Raw genomic sequence first — 16,322 nt, forward strand, 5'->3', positions numbered from 1 at the left:
GGCGGAGCCCGGGCCCCTCCGGCGCATAGCGCCGGAATCATTATCCAGCGAATCCGCTTCGCGAATTCGAAATGCCTTCGACCCCTTTTCCTCGCGCTTCGCGCTCGGAATTCAGACGCCTTTCAAGCCTCCCGAGGACGTGAATTCAAGCCCATTTCTGACTCGAATTCTCGCCGATTTCCTATCGCTCAAGAATCCCCAAGATCGGCCCAGAATCGCCAATTCGAGTCGAATTCAGCCCACTTTATCGAGTGGAATTCACCCTCATTTTCACCCCTTAAAACTGCCTCATCGACAACCCATCCAGCATTCCCCAGCCCCATTTCCGATCCCCTTTCTCGGCCCTTTCCGTTGACGATGTGGCGCAAAATTCGGGTAGATGTGTATCACTCCGGGGCGTCAGGAGATCCCGCTGGACGCCCCCATGCGGGTCTGAATTCGAGGCGGTTCGGGACAGCAAAAAGCCCCCTCAAATGAGGGGGCTTTCGCCTTGAATTGCCCTGCCTATTCGCCCATCTGGGCTACAGCTTCGGCATCCTCGCGCTTTTCGTAGAACGCCTGGATTTCGGAGAAGCGGTATTTCTGCTTTCCCTTGGGGCCGATTCCTTCGGGGAATTCGGGGTAACGGCGCTTGTGCGCGCTCATGGTGTTGGACGGCCGCTTGACGCCCATCTCCTCGAACTTCCTGGAGATGGCTGCGAGGCTCAGCAGCTCCTCCTCGGCCTCGGCCGGCGCCTGGGTGCCGTAGGGCTCCAGGGCGCGCTCCAGGGCGTCACGGAGGGCGTCATCCTGGCTGTCAGGCTGGGCGTCACCCTTCGTCAGTGTCACGCGCTGACCAGGGATTTTGTCCGCGAGAGGGGCCCCAGGGGCCGTTTCGAGGGTTTCCGCGGTTCGTGACGTGACATCGTGACGCCCGGCCTCCTCCTCGTGCACGGTGCCCCGCAGCAGGGCCGGGACGTCGACCACGGAGCGGCGGGGCGGGAGGCCGAAGAGGTCTTCTTCCCGGTATCCGGTGTGCTTGCGCCAGGCGTCCACGTAGGCCCGGAAATTCGCTTCCTTGGTCCACGGGGACTGGAATGAATCCTCGTCGCCGCCTTCAACGGCGATGATGCGTCCGGCCTTGCGGGGCGATTCCGGCACCGGGTTGCGGGCGATAATCTTCCGCCACTGCTGGACGGTGTAGCTTCCCATCATGATGAGGTTGAACAGCCCGCGCAGACCCTTGTTTCCGAAGACCCTTTCGTCCAGGTCCTGGAATACCGCGATTACGTGCACATTCACGTGCCGCCCGAGTCGCATAATCGACGCGACGTCTCCCCAGACGGGGTCACCGGCCTTTGCCTTCTCCGGCTTATTGTCGGCCCACCACTCACGGGAGATATCGCCGAATTCGTTGCCCTCTTCGATGATGAGGACGAGCGGGTCAAACTTCCGCGCCTTGTTCTTCTTCGCGATGAAGGTCCGGGCCTTCGTCTCCTCCTTCACCCAGTCGATAGCGGCGCGCATGTCCTGGACGTTCTCAGGGTCGTTGTAGATGTGAATTCCAGCGGCGCCCTCGTATTCGTCAAGCGACACCACCTTGACGTCCGGAGAGACGACTGTGGCGCGCTGGCGGACGAGTTGAGCGATAAGCATGTAGAGGAATGCCGATTTTCCACCGCCGGAGCCGATGGAGAGCGCCCAGTGCGACGTTTCGCCGGACAGCTTCTTCACCAGGAAGCGGCCGAAGGCGTCGACGCCGACCAGCAGTTCCCCGGGCTTGAGGGTATTGAGGAACTGCTGCACTTCCTCGCTGAGGAAGTCCACATCGGCCGGCGGCTCCGGCTTCGGCTTGGGCTTGGGCTTGTGCGTCCAGGTGACGTGGTGCTCGGCGCCCATGAGCTGCCAGGCGCTCACCCACTCCCCGGGCAACCGGGAGTTGACCATGGCGTCCAGGGCGATCTTCTCGGAGTCGGAGCCGACGAAGGAGAGGGGGAGGCCGAGGAGGACCGCGGCGTCCTCCTCGGCGAGGGTCTCCGGGATGGTCAGCCAGTCCCACAGCAGGTCTTCCTCCGGGAGGCGGAGGGTGATCCGCAGCGCGGCCCACAGCGAGGGGCCGTAGGTGGCTTCGTCGCCGAGCAGCTCCCGGATCTCCCGGACCGGCTTGGCCGTCCAGGTGGCGGAGTGCGCGCCGCCCATCAGGTGCCAGGCGCTCACCCAGTCGCCGGGCAGGCGCATGTTGACGATCTCGTCCAGCCAGGCGCGGTCGCGGTCGGTGCCGAGGAACTCCACCGGGAGGCGGAGGCGGACCTGGGCGCCGTCCGCGTCCAGGTGCTGGGGCACGGTGAGCCAGTCCGCCTGTTCGGCCTCCTCCGGCAGGTGGAGCCCGGACTTCACCGCGACCCACAGCGCCGGGCCGTACAGGACGTCGTCGGTGGGCTGGGGGCCGGTCCACCACTTGAGTCCGCCGGGCCCGGTGGCCGCGGCGCCGGCCGCGACCGCCCCGGCGACGCCGAGGCCGGCCTGAGTCCACCCGGGCTGGACGACGTAGGCGTACGCGGCGGCCGGCACGGCGACCCGCAGCGCGAGGACGGAGACGTACGCCCACCGGCCGTAGGAGGCCAGCGCCCGCCACAGCGCCACGGGGACCATCAGCAGGCCGCGCACGGCCCTGCCCAGCGCCCGGGCGCCCGTGGCGGCCCAGACCACGGCGATTCCGGCCCAGTCGGCGAGCTGGAGCAGGCGGCGGGGCACCTGCCCGTACAGGCCGTCCAGCCAGTCCTGCCAGACGACGACCTTGCCGACCACCCAGTCGAAGGCGGTCGCGCCCGGGGTCGGCCCGGGCAGGGCGATCGAGCCCATCTCCGCGGCGGGCTGGGCGAAGGGCGCCGGCGGGACGGGGGCGTTGTCCCAGAACCCGGCGCCCGACTCCTTCTTCGCCGCGGCGGTCTTCGCGCTGAGCGGGCGTCCGGCGAGGAAGCGGCCGAGGCCACCGGCCAGCGCCTTCGTGCCCTTCTCGATCGCTTCGTCGCCCTTCTTCTTCTCGGCGGCGGTGCGCTTGGGCATCTGGCTGATCAGCCAGCCGATCGCCGCCAGCGCGAGCAGCACGCCCAGGGGGGTCAGGTGGGTAACGCGTCCCAGCCACCCGAGGACGTCCCCGACCGTGCCCGCGATGCCGCCCTGGGCGCCGGGGGCGGGCGTCGTGGACGGGGTGGGGGCGGGGGAGGCCGGGGCCTGAGCGAGGCCGGATAGCGCGCTGTGGGCGGCGTCCGCGGCTGACAGGCTGTGCATGGTGCTCTCCTCTCCATTGCTGGGGAGCCATCGGCCGGGCGGGGCTGTTCCCCCCGCCCGGCGCTCCCCTCCTGATCTCGGATCAGCAGGTGATCAGTCAGTGTGCGCGCCACCTGCGACAGATCGCGCGCCTTTTCGGTTCCTCGCCGGTCACCCGGTCGGCGGAGCCGTCCGGCCGGCCATCCGCTCCAGGAGGGCGGCGGCGCCGTGGTGTCCGGCCCGCCAGCACTCGTGGGCGGCCTCGGCGAGCACCTCGGCCCGGTACTCCCGGACCATGTGCGCGGCCTCCTCCGGGCCCTCCACCCCGAGCCAGAGCCGGTACGCCAGCTCCGACTCCGGGGTGTCGAACTCCGGCTTCATCAGCGGGTGCCGTGCTCGGCGTGCCACGGGCACGGGTCCTCCGGCGGGCACGGGCCGCAGCCCGGCGGCACCGAGTACCAGAACAGGTACTCCTGCCTGACGTACGCCCTCAGGCCGCCCGGGGCGTCCCACTCGATCGAGTCGGGACCGATCGGTCCGGCGACCTCTTCCGGGTGGAGCCGGTCGTACTGCTGGAGCGCGTACGCCGCCGCCTCGGCGAGCTGGGCGTCCGCCTCGGTCCGGCTCTGCCACCACCTCCGGTCGGCCAGCGCCGCCGTCCGGAGGGCGGTCTCGCGCCGCTCCGCCACGGTCGTCGGCCCGTAGTACTCCGGCCGGTGCGGGCCCTCCAGCTCGCGGGCGAGCTTGGCGACCTCCTCCGTCTCATGGGCGAGGTCGGGGGCGCCCGAGTAGGCCACGGCCGCAGACGGGGCGCTGAACGCCGGGTAGTGGGTCAGCTTCCGACGGGTGGTGTCGCCCATGGTCACGCCACCTTCCGCAGCTCGTACGAGTAGCAGAGCGCCGAGCCGCCGCTCAGGAAGCCGGGGATGCGCACCGTCCAGCGCCCGCCCGTGAGGTCGCTCGGGGCCAGCTGCCCCGGGGCCAGGTCGTCCAGGATCTTGCCGACCTTGCCGACCGCCCACGGGTCCGCCTCGGAGGCCAAGACCTCCACCTGATCGCCAGCCTTGAACATCGTCGTCTCCTTCGTGGAAGTGGGGCGGGCCCGGGGGTGGGCCCGCCCCTGGGGGTGGGTCAGAGGGACTGGAGCCCGGCGTCCCGGACCATCTGCTCGACCTGCTGCGGGGTGACGGTCAGCTGCCCGTCGCCGACGATCAGCCCGGCCGCGCGCATCTTCGCGTTGGCCTCGTTGGCGAGGACCTGGAGCGGCTCCTCGTAGGCCGTGGCGACGGCGCGCCGCTCCGGGTCCAGGGCCACGACCGCCAGCGCGGTCCGCAGCATCGCGTAGGCCCGGAGCGCTTCGCGGGTGGTGTCGTCCATGGGGTTCTCCTTCATGGTGCGGTCGTGAGGGTGGTTCAGCTCAGTCCGGCGATCAGCAGGACGGCGGGCAGGATGCCCAGCGCGACGTGCGCGGTCTGGTCTACATGGGCGGCGCCGCCGTGCGCGGCGAAACCGGCCTGTCGGGCCCAGCTCATCCAGCGGGCGACCGGCCAGCGGCGGTCGATCACGCTGTGGCTGACGCCGAGCCAGACCAGCGCCCCGGCCGCGGCCGGCAGGCTGGGCCGCAGGTCGAGCACCGCCGCGGCGACCAGCAGCAGCGCCGCCGAGGTGATGACGTGGGTGGCCGCGTGGGCGAGGTTGGCGCCCCAGCCGTGGTGGTGGCGGCCGGGGTGCGGGTCCTTGTCCCCCTCCGTCCACCCGGCCTTGCGCTTGGCCTGGGCGTCCGTCTGGAACGGGTAGTCGGCCAGCCAATGGGCGGTCAGCAGCACGAACGCGAGGATGCCGGCGGCGTCCTTCATGGGGTCCCTCCCGGGGGTGGGGCGGGCCCTGAGCAGGCCCGCCCCGGTAGTCGTGGCGTCGTGGTGGCGTGGCGTCATGACGCCACGAAGGAGGCTAGAACCAGTAGGACTTCGAGTCGCGCTCCGCCTTGGCCTTCGCCTTGGCGTCCCGCTCCTCCTTCGCCTTCGCGTCGCGGGCGGACTCCTCGGCCTCCTCGCGGGCGACCGCCTCGGCCTGGATCTGGTCGATCTTCCGGCCGATCTTCGAGCGGTCCCCGCCCGCGGCGGCCCGGGCGACCAGCAGCGTGAGCTTGGCCTTCTCCGCGGTGGTGTAGTACTTCGGCTCCTGCGCCATCTCGATCAGCTCCTGTCGGCGTTCGCGGCGAACCCGAAGGCCGGCACGCTGGGGGTGGTGAGGGTCGACTTGCTGTTGCGGATCTCCCGCCGGACGGTGTCCGGCCGGACCTCCTTCGTGGTGCGCGCGGCCACCCAGTCGGTCACCGCTTTTGGGTCGGTGCCCACCTCGACCACCGCGGAGCGGACGAGAGAGGCGACGGACGGCGCCTTCGGCTGCTCGGGCACCCGGTGCTCCGTCCCGGCGCTCAGCGCGGAGACGAGATCGGCCGGGAGGGGGAGCTGGACGGTCTCCGGGCGGAGACCGGCGGGCGTCTCCGCCTCGCTGGCCTGCTGCTTCGCCTTCTCCAGGCGGACATCCGCCCCGTCTCCGCCGGAGAGCGCGGCGGCGGACTCCGGGCGGACGGCGGTCACCGGGGTCCACACCGGCAGGTTCCACTCGGGGACGGGGGTGGCCATGGTGGTCAGCGCCCGGGCCTGCTCCTGCTCGCCGTCGACCTGCTCCAGCTCCGCCCAGGCGCCGGCCAGCACCCGGGCCGACTTGGACTGGGCACGGGCGAAGGTGGCGCCGGCCGTGGAGAGCGATTCCATGCGGACCCGCTCGACCCGGGTCCGGGCGTTCAGCGACGCTCGGGCGATCGCCGTGTTGTCACGGCTGTCCTGGAGGATGCGGCCGATCTCGTGACGGGCCTTCGGGGAGATCTCGGTGGCCTCCCACAGCGAGTGGAGCCACCACAACCCCTTCGCCGCGAGCGGGAGCCAGGACACCGCGAGCCAAGCGGCCGGCATGGTGGTGGTGAGCGCGTGGGCGACCAGGACGGCGGTCGCCATCAGGCCGAACAGCCAGCCCAGCACCGTGACGCGCCGGTCGTGGTCGCCCTGGGCGGCCAACCGGCGCTCGTAGGCCAGCGCCGACAGCCAGATGCCGTCGAACCCGAGGCCGATGATGATGGCGAGCGGGAGCGGCATCACGCTGCCGAGCCAGAGCGCGACCACCGTCACCGTGAGCACGGCGGAGAAGAGGGTGGAGGCGAGGGCGGGGGCGGCGAGCTTGAGTCGCCGCACGGACTGCGTTTTCATGGGGCGGGCCCTCCTAGCGGGCTCGTTGGGGGCCGCGCCCCGGTGCAACGGGGCGCGGCTCAGCGATGAGGTGGAGCGGGATGGACGGGGGCTCCTCGGTCCCGGCCTGTCGAGCCGGGGTGTGCAAATCGCACCGGGAGCCGCAGGGGTAGCGCCGGGCCGGACGGCCGCAGTGGCGGCCCTCCCGGCGCACCCACTGGTCACAGCGGGTGGCACCGGGGCCGGGCATCAGGGGGTCTGACCGTCCAGCAGGTGGCCGACCGCCCAGCAGATGACCAGGTAGGCGGCGGCGCCGACGCTCACCGTGGCGGCGAGGCTGGCCAGCAGCTCCAGGTCGCCGGGGTCGCCGAGCAGCTGCTCGACCGCGCGCCCGGCCGTCAGGCCGAGGCTGGTCGCGACCGCGCCGATCGCGAGGAGGAGGAGACGGTGCATCATCGGGCACCCTCCTCGGTCTCGATCGCCAGCAGCAGCGCGTCGTTCCAGCGGTCGCAGTCGGCGAGCATCACCATCGGCGACCCGCAGCCGCAGGTACCGGCCCAGTGGGCGGCGGCGGCCTCCTCCTGCGCCTCGAACACCGGGTCGTCGTCCTCGGTCTCCGTCAGCGTCGGCGAGGCGAAGACCACCACGGCGGCGGTCAGCTCCGCGGCCACCAGCTCGACCCAGAACGGGGCGTCGAAGTGCTCGGCGACCGCACCGGCCGCGCCGGCACCGGCGACGGCGAACAGCAGGACCGCGGCGAACCACAGGCGGCGGGCGGCGGCGAAGCTCAGCTTCGGGGCCGGGAGCGGCTGGGGGAGGGGCTTCGGGACGGGGGTCCCGCCACCGGCGTAGCTCATCGGGCACCCCCGACCTGCTCGGTGTCGGCGACCAGCGCGGCGGGGAGCTGACGGCGGGTGACCTCGGCGGTGTCGACCGCCTCGCCGTCCGCCGTGCGCGGCTTGACCGCCTTGTCGACGTCGCGGTGCTCGACCTCGACCCGGAAGCCGTCCGAGATCAGCAGGTGCGAGAGGTAGAGCGCGGTCGTCACGGCCCGGTGCCGGCCACCGGCGCAACCGGTGGCGACGACGGTGGTGGTGGCGGACGGACCGAAGGCGAAGGCGGTGACGGCAGCGGCGGTCGCCTCCATCAGCTCCACCACGCCCGGGGTCATCATCACGACGTACTGGACGTCGGCGTCGAACCCGGTCCGCTCGACCATCTCCGGGGAGAGGGCGTGCGGGTCGCGGAAGTGCTTCCGCAGGTCGAGGGTCAGGTGCGCGGCCGGCGGCTCACCGTGCAGGTAGCCGAAGCTCACGATCCGGACGGTGCGGGGGCCGGACGCGAGGGCGTCCGACTGCTGGGTACGATCCATGACGGATCGCCTCCTTCTGTTCGTGCAGAAGTGGCTGATCTAGGCCCTGAGCAGGTGTGTCACCACCGGCTTGGGGCCGTTCCCGTTTGGGACGTGACAACCATGACACAAATTATTCTGGAGAACAAGTCTCAATCTCCGGAGGGAGTGTCGTGTAGCCTTGCGCCATGGTTGAGATTCCGGAAGAGGCGCAGGCCGCAGCACTGCGGACCGTCGCCACGCGCGCCCGAGAGCGCGAGCAGGCCGAGCACTGGATGCTGGAGCGGGTCCGGGAGTCGGTGATCGAAGCCGTACAGGCCGGAGCCATGCGCTCCCGGGTCAGCAAGCTTGCGGGCATCAGCCCCAACACCCTGACGGCCTGGATGCGCGAGGCCGGTATCGAGGTCCGGGCCAAGGCCCCCGCGAAGAAGGCGGCGGCGAAGTGAAACTCCCGCTCAACGCCTCACTGACAGACCTACAGGGCGCCGTCCCCGAGCAGTGGCGCGGCGTCTTCGACGAGGAGCTGAGCAGGGTCATGCTCTGCGACCTGTCCACCTGGGCCATGGGATGGCTCCGGGCTGTGGACAGCGAGAACTGCCCGCCCCGCCCCTACTGACCACCACGAGGAGGCCACGTCATGAGCCGACTGCCCGAACCTGCCGACATGTCGCACGCCATGCTGATCGGCGTGCTGATGCACCTGGGCGGGTCGTACGAGATGCCGGCCAGCGCGCTGGAGATCGACGCGCTCGGCACGCCGGACGGCGCGTTCCACGCCATTGAGCTGCTGTCGCTGGAGGATGGGCGGGTCCGCCTGAGCGTGATGCCCCGCCCGCCCGGGGATGCCGCTGGGCTGGAGATTCGTAGCGGGGAGTAACCTCACCCCCACGAATCGCATTGATCCCCAGAAATGACTGAACCCCCCGGGGTCAAAGGGTTGCCGCCCTACCCGAGGGGTCCTCACTAGTCGGTGTCGAGTGTAGGGGACATCTGTCCTTGTCACACCACGGCACCGGCGGGAAGGCGCACATGCCCGCCAAATCTCAGCCAACTGCCGGTGTCGTCCCCCGGCAGGGCAACGTCACCCAGCTCCGCCCCGACTCCGGGAGCGACCTCCCCCCCGGGTGCCGGCCGATCCCCGGGATGCGGGGCGGCTGGTACTTCCGCGACCGGGACCGCAAGATCCTGCACCGCTCCACCAAGGACAGCGAGCCGTTCGTGCTCGGCGCCGTCCCGCGGGTCACGGCGACCGTCCTGCACCTCTCCGACGACGGAGAGACGATCCGGATCGAGTACCAGATCATCGGCAAGCGCCAGCGGCGCCGCCGGATCATCACCGAAGACGAACTCGACCGCGGCACCTGGGCGGCGAAGGTCGGGCAGGGCCGCCCGTCCAGCTCCGACGCGAAGCAGGCGTTCGCGACGATCATGCGCATGGACGCCGAGGAAGCCCCGGAGGTGATGGCCCGGCCGCACTACAGCGAGACCGGTGACCTGATCCTTCCGGACGCCGAGGCCCAGTCGTTCGGCTACCGGGTGACCGCCGGGACCGAGGAGGACGCCCGGCTGACCTGGGACGAGATCGGCGCGTACGCCATCCTCGACCCGAAGGCCGCCCTCACGCTCGGCGCGATGTTCCTCGGTCCGGCGTACCACTCGCTGGACGTCCACGCGCACATCCTGAACCTGGTCGGCGCCGGCCAGCAGGGCAAGAGCACCATGCTGACGGTGGCGTGCGCGCTGCTGGGCGACATCTCCCCCCGGCGCCAGCAGATCATGGGCACCTGGAACAGCTCGAAGCAGGGCATCACCCAGGGCATGCGCGCGCGGGGGTTCCTGCCGTTCGGCCTGGACGAGCACAGCACCTCGGGCCGGAAGGTGCAGGAGGCCGGCCGGGAGTTCTCCCAGATGGTCGGCGGCGCGGTCCGGCAGATGGGCACCGCGGACGGCGGCCCCCGGGAGATCGACGGGTTCTGGTGGTCGATCCTGCTGTCCACCTCGAACCAGTGGCTGCGCTGGCAGGGCCAGACCGAGGACCTCGCCTCCCGGCTGTACGAGATCGAAGGCCCCTTCTTCCCCCACGCCTGGGTCAACAGCGCGGGCGACCCGGCCGAACCCGGGAGCGGCGCCGCCGAGCACGTGTCGAAGCGCCTTAAGCGCCTCGCCCGCGGCGCGGGCGGGTGGCCGCTGGAGTGGGCCGTCCGGGGCGGGGTGTTCAAGGCCGGCAACCTGCGGGCGTTGAAGACGGCCCACCTGGAGCTGTGCGCGAAGCACTCCCCGCGCGGCGGCGGGATCGCCGACACGATCGCCGAGATCCACATGGCGTGGGTGGTCGGCGCGCTGCTGCTGGAGAAGGTGCTGGACGTACCGGGCCTGGGCGCCGCGGCGGAGCGGGCCGCGGTCGAGCTGCTCGGCGGCGCGGTCACCCAGGCTGCCGAGGCGAACCTGCCGGAGGGCGAGCGGCTGTGGCTGGCGCTGGACTCCTTCCGGATCGAGGCGTCCGCCTTCCCCGTCATGGACAAGGTGCGCGTTACGGCTGAGGAGGGGTTCCGTGCGCTGCGGGGCTTCATCGACCCCGAGGCGGGCGAGTGGTGGGTGAACCTGCCGACCGTGCAGCAGGCCGCGAAGGCGGCCGAGGTCGACAACCTGAGCGCCGCGCTTCGACACCTGGACTCCCTCGGGGTGCACATCCGGGGCACCGGCAAGAACGCTCAGCGCAAGCTCCCGCAGTCCCTCCGGGCGGCCGGCCTGGGGGAGCGGATGCACTGCTTCAACACCGTTCGGGCCGCCGAGGTTTTCGCTTCCGATGACGAGTCGGACGGCACCCCGGGGCGACCCGGGGCGACTCAGTTCCCGAGTGGGGCGACCCCCCAGGGCGACCCCGGGGCGACCCAGGTCGCCCCGGGCAATGTGCCTCTGACCTGCGGCGGGGCGACCGGGGCGACCGGGGCGACCCTTCTGGAGCTGGAACTTACGTATACGGGAGGAGCGACCCCGGGGGAGGACGCCGAGGCGCCCGCTGATGACGTCGTGGCGTCACGGCGTCATGACGTCACGTACCCGGAGCCGGAGGAGCGGGTGACCGACCCGGGGTGGTCGCGGCTGACCGCCTGGGCCGGGGGCATTGGAGTGCTCGGCGACGGGGAGCTGCACCTGCCGAACCGGGCGCCGGTCGCGGTGCCGCTGCCGGGGTCGGTGGACGACGTCCCGGAGCTGATGGCCGCGTACGGGCTGCGGACGCTGTACCTGCACGCCAGCGCGCTGGACGTGCTGGGTCTGCCCGCCGACCGGGCGGCGCGGGCCGCGCTCGCCACGGCGCAGGAGGAGGAGGCCGACGCCGACGGTCAGCCGGTGGAGCCGCGGGATCGGCGCCGGCGGATCGTCGGGCCGCAGGAGCCCGTCCCGCACGAGTGGATCACCCCGGGTGCCGACTCGGTGGTGGAGGAGGTGCTGCCGGGCGGGTTGGTGGCCTGGGCGGTGCTCAAGCTGCGGGACGGGGAGCGGCTGAACCTCGCCGTCCCGGCCTACGAGTCCCGCATCCGGACCGGGGCGGACCTCGGCGGCCTGGGCGGCGCGCCGGACGCCGCGACGCTGCTCGACACGCTGATGGTGTTCACCCTGTCCACCGTGCACGGGGCCTCGGACCGGGCGATCCCCTACTTCAAGAACCCCAACAAGACCGCGGTGGCCTTCGCCGAGGCGGGGCGGATCGCCGAGGAGGAGGTGCTGTGCGAGGCGATCCGGCACGGTGAGGTTCCGCCCGCGCTGCGCGGGGTGGTGCCGACGATCGTCAACACCGGGTGGAGCCGGATGCCGACCGAGGAGGAGCGCGGCCGGACCACGGTGCACAAGTTCGACAAGTCCGCGGCGTGGCTGGGGTCGTACAGCGGCGTCCGGCTGGGGATCGGTGAGCCGGAGCACGCGGTACACGGCCGGTCCTTCGACAAGATGCACCCGGGGTACTGGCGGGTCGCGGAGATCCCCGGGCGCGGGTCGGAGCTGCTGCCGGATCTCCAGATCGCCGAGGCCGAGGAGGGCGGGTACTGGCTGCGGACGCCGGGCCTGGAGCTGCTGACCGAGGTCTACCCGGGGTGGGAGCCCCGGGTGATCGAGGCGTGGTGGTGGCCTCGGCAGAAGCGCGCGCTGAACGCGATGTACACCAAGCTGTACGCCTCCCGGCTGCACATCCTGCGGGCGGTCGAGGAGGGGCGCCCGGGTGGGGTCTGGGCCAAGCACGTCAACGGGACGCTGTACAAGTCGTTCCGCGGCTACCTGGACCGGCGTGATCCTCAGCGCGACTTCGAGACCGGCGACCTGTACAGCGGCGACGTCTTCTGGCGTCCGGACTGGGCTCAGCACCTGCTCGACCTCGCGGTCGCGAACACGTACCGCAACTTGCTCAAGTTCTCCGCGGCCGGCCACCAGCCCATGTCGCTGTACGTGGACGCCATCACGCTGGCCAGCAACGAGACCGACCCCATGCTCGCCAAGCCGGGCCCCATGGAGATCAAGCCGATCGGGGGCGGGTGGAGCGTTGAAGGCTCCTCGCCGATGGGCCTGCTGCTGCCCCACCTGGAGAGCGCGCCTCACCTCGGCATCCACCACGTCATGCGTCTGCACCGGAACGGAGAGATCTGATGGGGTTCTTCAAGCGGATCGGGCAGGCGATCAGCGGGGCCGCGCGCAGCACGCGCAGTGCGGTCTCCAACACCGCCCGGAAGGTGACGGGGCGGGCGCCGAAGGAGGCGCCGCCCGCGGCTCCGGCCGAGGCGCCGCCCGCACCTCCGGCGCCGCCGACAGCTCCGCCCGCACCTCCCGCGGCCCCGACAGCTCCGCCCGCACCTCCGGCCGAGGCCGGCCTCGGTGGCGAGGAGTTCGGCGAGGAGCAGGCCGAGGCCGAGGAGGGGGAGGCCGAAGAGGAGGCTCCGGCCCGGGAGTTCTACCCGGACTCCATCACGGTGGAGATGGAGGGGGATTGGCAGATCAGCGGAAACCGGTGGGAGGGGACGATCTCGGGCCACTTCTCCGGGCACATGGTGAAGGTGATCCTCGACCTGATCGACGAAGGCAACTTGGAGCCGGTGGCCATGATGGTGGCCCCGCAGTTCGACCCGATGATGGCTCAGGCCCTCGACCCGTACGCCTCGGACATCTACGGCGTTGACTGGTACTGATGCATACTCTGTGACGCCGTGACGTCATGAAGTCATGGCGCCACGAGGGGGCCGCACCCAATCGTGCGGCCCCCTCGTTGAGCACCACAGCGAACCCGCCAGCAGGAAGGGACGTCAGTGAGCAGCCTTGAGGACCCGAGCCACTGGAGTGCCTGGTACTCCGACGACACCACCACTCCCACCGAACGCAGGCAGAGGCGTGCGCACGAAGAGCACGACCACCACGACGACGACTGCTGGCTGTGCGAGGACGAGCGCAACGCCTCGGCCGGATACACCCGCTGCGGAAAGTGCGCCCTTCCCTACCCTGAGGGCCGGTTCAGCGCGCTCTGGCACAACGCCCCGTACTGCATGCCGCTCCCCGTGATCCCGGCGGACTCCGACTGGGCCGCGCTGCTGGGCCGCCGGGTGGAACTCGTCGGCACCCACTACACCGTGACCGGCGTCATCGTCCCCGAGCAGCCCCTGCCCCGGCCCGGCACTCTCCGCCCGTACCTCCAGTTCGACCGCACCGACAGCGGCGCCGACCATGGCATCGGCCCGATCTCCCCGCGGGAGTGGCTGGAGATCCGCGTGCTCGGCTGACGCCATGGCGTCGTGACGTCACGAGGGGCCCGCGCCGGCCGGTGCGGGCCCCTCGCCTGTCTGCTGGTCAGTCGCCGTTGATCGCGTCGAACAGCGCCCGGCCGAAGCGCTCCGTCTCCGGGTTCCCCATCCACTGCTCGGCCAGCGCGACCACCCTCGCGCTCTCCTCCCTCAGTTCCTCGATCTCTGGGCGCCTCGCCGGGAAGGGAGACACCCACTCCCCCGCGCTCTTCTGCCGGTCGAGCCACTCGCCCAGTTCGGATCGGGCCTCGGTCGTTGCGTTGTCGTTCATGCCCTGCCCAACGGCCGGCCGGGCTCCGGGTTGCGGGTCCGGCCCTGGGCTGTGGCGTCGTGGCGCCTCGGCGTCGTGACGCCACGACAGCCGCGAAAGCACTGGTCAGCACGGGGAAGGCGCCACAGCCGCTACCCTGCTGGTCGACGGAAGGAGAAGCTGATGGCGAAAAGGATCGCCTTCGGGAAGAACAAGGGCGGGACCGGGTGCACGACCAACGTCGTGCGCCTCGCCGAGGCTCTTGCGAAGGCCGGCCACCGGGTCGGGGTGGCCGACATGGACCCCCAGGGCAACGCCAGCAGGCGCCTGGGCTGGGTCGACTCCCCGGAGAAGCTGACCGTGGCCGAGGCCATCGAGGCGTCTGCGGACGGCGTCGCCTCCCAGGTCTGGCAGCCGATCGGCTGGGACGCCCCGTTCGCGGAGCGGATCACCCTGCTGCCCGCCCGGATCGAGCTGGAGAACCGGGCACGGGAGGTCGCCCAGCGCGGCGCTTACCGCAGGTTCGCGAAGGCTCTCAAGGGCGCCGACGCCCACCTGGACTACCTGCTGATCGACTGCCAGCCCGCCTTCGGCCACCTGACGGAGATGGCCATGGCCGCGGCGCACTTCGCGGTTGGCACGACCGAGGCGAAGTACGACGCCATCCAGGGGATGCTGCGGTGGCAAGAGTTCGTCGCCTCTGCCGGCGAAGACCTCGGCAACCCGGACGTCGCCTTCGCCGGGCTCATCGTCTCCTCCTACGACCAGCGGCTGACCGCCCACTCCGGCCAGTTGGCCAACTGCCGGACGCTGTTCGGCGAGCAGGTGTGGGGCGTCGTCCCCCTCCGTACGGCCCTGCTCAACGCGGACGAGGACGCCCTGCCCCTCGACCAGGTCGCCGGGAGCGGCGAGGTGCGCGCGGTGTACGAGCTGCTCGCCGAGCGTCTAGTGAAGGAGATCCCTGCATGACCCGCCAGCGCGCCATGCCCGCCGCGAACCCCGTGATCATCGCGAAGCAGCCCACGCTCCAACCGTCCGGCGGACGGGGGCTGCGGATCGGCGGGACGGCCGAGGAATCCCAGGCCAGCGGCCCCGAGGCTGGCCCTGATGACGTCGTGGCGTCGGGACGTCGTGACGTCACGGAGCCGAAGACCTCGGCGCCTGCTCGGCGCGGCCGGGGCCAGCGGCGGCCGGCACCCCGGGCCGCGGACGCCGTTGCCCTGACCGTCCGGCACGACCAGGACGAAGCGCAAGAGATCGACTTCTTCGTACTGGAGATCCGGGAGGAGACCGGCCGGCGGGTCGACAAAGCGGAGATAGTGCGGGAGCTGCTGCGCGCGGCCCGGCAGGACGACCGCGTACGCAAGGTGCTGGTCAAGCGGCTGCGCGGGTAGCCCCGCAGGGTGGGGGGCCGTCCCCGCGGCGGCCCCCCACCCTGCTACCGCCGGACCTCGGCGATCGAGTCGATGAAGGCGCGCTGCACGACCACGGTGCGGCTGATGCTGTCCGCCCAGGTCTGCCTCCTCGGGTGGGTCACCGGCCGGGCAAACCCGATCCCCATCGGGAGGACGTCGACCACGTGCAGCAGGCCCCGCAGGATGCTGCGGGCCGGGCCGATCGGGGCCCCGGTGTCTTCGTCCACCACGACGACGCCGACCAGCCTCTGCCCGATGCTCTCCCCGGTCTGCCCCCGGATCACCCACTGCGTGACCAGCCACGCCGCGCCGACCAGCCAGTACCCGCCAGCCAGCCATCCTCGAATGTCGGCGTCGGCGAGCAGGGCGATCAACTGGAGCAGCGCGAACGCGGGCTTGGCGAGGTAGAGCGCGCAGGTGTAGGCGGTCATCAGGCCCCCGGCGATCCCCAGCTCAATGCCGGTGGCGGTCGCCCGCTGTGCCCAGCCCGCCAACCCGGGGATCGCGACCGGCCGCGGCTTCTTCGGCGGGCGGGGGGAGGGGAGGAGGGGTCCGGCCGGTGCGGGGCCCGGCGCGTACCACGGTGCGTTCGGGGGTGGAGTAGCCATCGTTGATCACTACCGCAAACCACCGACAATCGCCAACGAATTACCCCCAAAGCGGCTACACAAAGTGATAATTGCAGGTCAGAGCCGGGCGTTCAGTCGCACAAAGTAGTCGAAAGAAACTCCGACATTCGGAAAAAAGCAAGATCATCCGGGGCGAAATCGGCGAAAATGGAAATTCGCGAAGAGAAAATGAATTCCGTTCAAGAATTCCGGAATTCGCGAAATCGGAGCGAGAGGCAATCCGTCCGCCTTCTCGATATCCCCTCCGGGGCTATCGAGGCATTTCCGAAACTCCGCTCCGCTCCATTTCGAAAATAGAAAGAAAGGGCGCGCGGGGGTAATTCGCGGCGGCTAGCCGCATTCCGCTGGCGCGAAATGCGGGGGCCTGAGCGCTCCGCGCTCAGGGGGAACGGGCTCCGCC

21 protein-coding genes are annotated in these 16,322 nt (G+C 70.9%); 8 read left to right on the top strand and 13 right to left on the bottom strand.

Going from position 1 to position 16,322, the window contains the following annotated elements:
* Nucleotides 1–504: 504 nt before the first annotated feature.
* From ACFY2K_RS42600 to ACFY2K_RS42650, 11 genes are all read right to left on the bottom strand, one after another.
* Nucleotides 505–3,087, bottom strand: a complete 2,583-nt coding sequence (locus tag ACFY2K_RS42600) for a hypothetical protein (RefSeq protein WP_387718319.1) — start codon at nucleotides 3,085–3,087, stop codon at nucleotides 505–507.
* A gap of 333 nt (nucleotides 3,088–3,420) precedes the next feature.
* Entirely contained in the window at nucleotides 3,421–3,657 is a 237-nt protein-coding gene (locus ACFY2K_RS42605) for a hypothetical protein (RefSeq protein ID WP_387718321.1), read from the bottom strand.
* Nucleotides 3,630–4,109: a hypothetical protein gene (locus ACFY2K_RS42610; protein WP_387718324.1), complete on the bottom strand. Its 480-nt coding sequence runs from the start codon at nucleotides 4,107–4,109 to the stop codon at nucleotides 3,630–3,632. The genes ACFY2K_RS42605 and ACFY2K_RS42610 overlap by 28 nt, the downstream gene beginning before the upstream one ends.
* Nucleotides 4,110–4,111: 2 nt before the next feature.
* The gene (locus tag ACFY2K_RS42615; RefSeq protein ID WP_387718327.1) at nucleotides 4,112–4,321 is read right to left on the bottom strand and encodes a hypothetical protein; all 210 of its coding nucleotides are present in this window, start codon (nucleotides 4,319–4,321) and stop codon (nucleotides 4,112–4,114) included.
* A 59-nt stretch (nucleotides 4,322–4,380) separates the two neighbouring features.
* Entirely contained in the window at nucleotides 4,381–4,626 is a 246-nt protein-coding gene (locus ACFY2K_RS42620) for a hypothetical protein (RefSeq protein ID WP_387718330.1), read from the bottom strand.
* 35 nt (nucleotides 4,627–4,661) lie between these two features.
* Nucleotides 4,662–5,105 (bottom strand): DUF3307 domain-containing protein, encoded by a 444-nt coding sequence (locus tag ACFY2K_RS42625; RefSeq protein WP_387718332.1) that lies wholly within the window; start codon nucleotides 5,103–5,105, stop codon nucleotides 4,662–4,664.
* 94 nt (nucleotides 5,106–5,199) lie between these two features.
* Nucleotides 5,200–5,439 (bottom strand): hypothetical protein, encoded by a 240-nt coding sequence (locus ACFY2K_RS42630; RefSeq protein WP_387718335.1) that lies wholly within the window; start codon nucleotides 5,437–5,439, stop codon nucleotides 5,200–5,202.
* Nucleotides 5,440–5,444: 5 nt separating this feature from the next.
* Entirely contained in the window at nucleotides 5,445–6,518 is a 1,074-nt protein-coding gene (locus tag ACFY2K_RS42635; protein WP_387718338.1) for a hypothetical protein, read from the bottom strand.
* A gap of 228 nt (nucleotides 6,519–6,746) precedes the next feature.
* Nucleotides 6,747–6,953 (bottom strand): hypothetical protein, encoded by a 207-nt coding sequence (locus ACFY2K_RS42640; protein ID WP_387718341.1) that lies wholly within the window; start codon nucleotides 6,951–6,953, stop codon nucleotides 6,747–6,749.
* Nucleotides 6,950–7,354, bottom strand: coding sequence for a hypothetical protein (locus ACFY2K_RS42645; RefSeq protein ID WP_387718344.1), 405 nt, complete (start codon nucleotides 7,352–7,354; stop codon nucleotides 6,950–6,952). The genes ACFY2K_RS42640 and ACFY2K_RS42645 overlap by 4 nt, the downstream gene beginning before the upstream one ends.
* Nucleotides 7,351–7,869, bottom strand: coding sequence for an ATPase (locus ACFY2K_RS42650; RefSeq protein WP_387718347.1), 519 nt, complete (start codon nucleotides 7,867–7,869; stop codon nucleotides 7,351–7,353). The genes ACFY2K_RS42645 and ACFY2K_RS42650 overlap by 4 nt, the downstream gene beginning before the upstream one ends.
* Before the next feature lie 167 nt (nucleotides 7,870–8,036).
* Between ACFY2K_RS42650 and ACFY2K_RS42655 the strand changes: the two genes are divergently transcribed.
* The 6 genes from ACFY2K_RS42655 (at nucleotide 8,037) to ACFY2K_RS42680 (ending at nucleotide 13,607) form a co-directional block, all read left to right on the top strand.
* Nucleotides 8,037–8,294, top strand: a complete 258-nt coding sequence (locus ACFY2K_RS42655) for a hypothetical protein (RefSeq protein WP_387718349.1) — start codon at nucleotides 8,037–8,039, stop codon at nucleotides 8,292–8,294.
* The gene (locus ACFY2K_RS42660; protein ID WP_387718352.1) at nucleotides 8,291–8,464 is read left to right on the top strand and encodes a hypothetical protein; all 174 of its coding nucleotides are present in this window, start codon (nucleotides 8,291–8,293) and stop codon (nucleotides 8,462–8,464) included. The genes ACFY2K_RS42655 and ACFY2K_RS42660 overlap by 4 nt, the downstream gene beginning before the upstream one ends.
* Nucleotides 8,465–8,485: 21 nt before the next feature.
* Complete coding sequence (locus ACFY2K_RS42665) at nucleotides 8,486–8,725, top strand: pRL2-19 (protein ID WP_387718354.1); 240 nt, start codon at nucleotides 8,486–8,488, stop codon at nucleotides 8,723–8,725.
* A 152-nt stretch (nucleotides 8,726–8,877) separates the two neighbouring features.
* Complete coding sequence (locus tag ACFY2K_RS42670) at nucleotides 8,878–12,486, top strand: DUF927 domain-containing protein (protein WP_387718357.1); 3,609 nt, start codon at nucleotides 8,878–8,880, stop codon at nucleotides 12,484–12,486.
* The gene (locus tag ACFY2K_RS42675) at nucleotides 12,486–13,022 is read left to right on the top strand and encodes a hypothetical protein (RefSeq protein WP_387718360.1); all 537 of its coding nucleotides are present in this window, start codon (nucleotides 12,486–12,488) and stop codon (nucleotides 13,020–13,022) included. The genes ACFY2K_RS42670 and ACFY2K_RS42675 overlap by 1 nt, the downstream gene beginning before the upstream one ends.
* A gap of 117 nt (nucleotides 13,023–13,139) precedes the next feature.
* Entirely contained in the window at nucleotides 13,140–13,607 is a 468-nt protein-coding gene (locus tag ACFY2K_RS42680; RefSeq protein ID WP_387718363.1) for a hypothetical protein, read from the top strand.
* A 67-nt stretch (nucleotides 13,608–13,674) separates the two neighbouring features.
* On the opposite strand, the gene ACFY2K_RS42685 is transcribed toward ACFY2K_RS42680, so the two are convergent.
* Nucleotides 13,675–13,899, bottom strand: a complete 225-nt coding sequence (locus tag ACFY2K_RS42685; protein WP_387718366.1) for a hypothetical protein — start codon at nucleotides 13,897–13,899, stop codon at nucleotides 13,675–13,677.
* Nucleotides 13,900–14,061: 162 nt separating this feature from the next.
* On the opposite strand from ACFY2K_RS42685, the gene ACFY2K_RS42690 reads away from it, so the two are divergent.
* The gene (locus ACFY2K_RS42690) at nucleotides 14,062–14,847 is read left to right on the top strand and encodes a ParA family protein (protein ID WP_387718368.1); all 786 of its coding nucleotides are present in this window, start codon (nucleotides 14,062–14,064) and stop codon (nucleotides 14,845–14,847) included.
* On the top strand, nucleotides 14,844–15,272 hold the full coding sequence (locus ACFY2K_RS42695) for a hypothetical protein (protein WP_387718371.1): 429 nt from the start codon (nucleotides 14,844–14,846) through the stop codon (nucleotides 15,270–15,272). The genes ACFY2K_RS42690 and ACFY2K_RS42695 overlap by 4 nt, the downstream gene beginning before the upstream one ends.
* Nucleotides 15,273–15,316: 44 nt before the next feature.
* Here ACFY2K_RS42695 and ACFY2K_RS42700 read toward each other — a convergent pair whose 3' ends face one another.
* On the bottom strand, nucleotides 15,317–15,901 hold the full coding sequence (locus ACFY2K_RS42700; protein ID WP_387718374.1) for an RDD family protein: 585 nt from the start codon (nucleotides 15,899–15,901) through the stop codon (nucleotides 15,317–15,319).
* Nucleotides 15,902–16,322 lie beyond the last annotated feature (421 nt).

The sequence above is a fragment of the Kitasatospora sp. NPDC001309 genome (assembly GCF_042896295.1).
Classification (GTDB): domain Bacteria; phylum Actinomycetota; class Actinomycetes; order Streptomycetales; family Streptomycetaceae; genus Kitasatospora.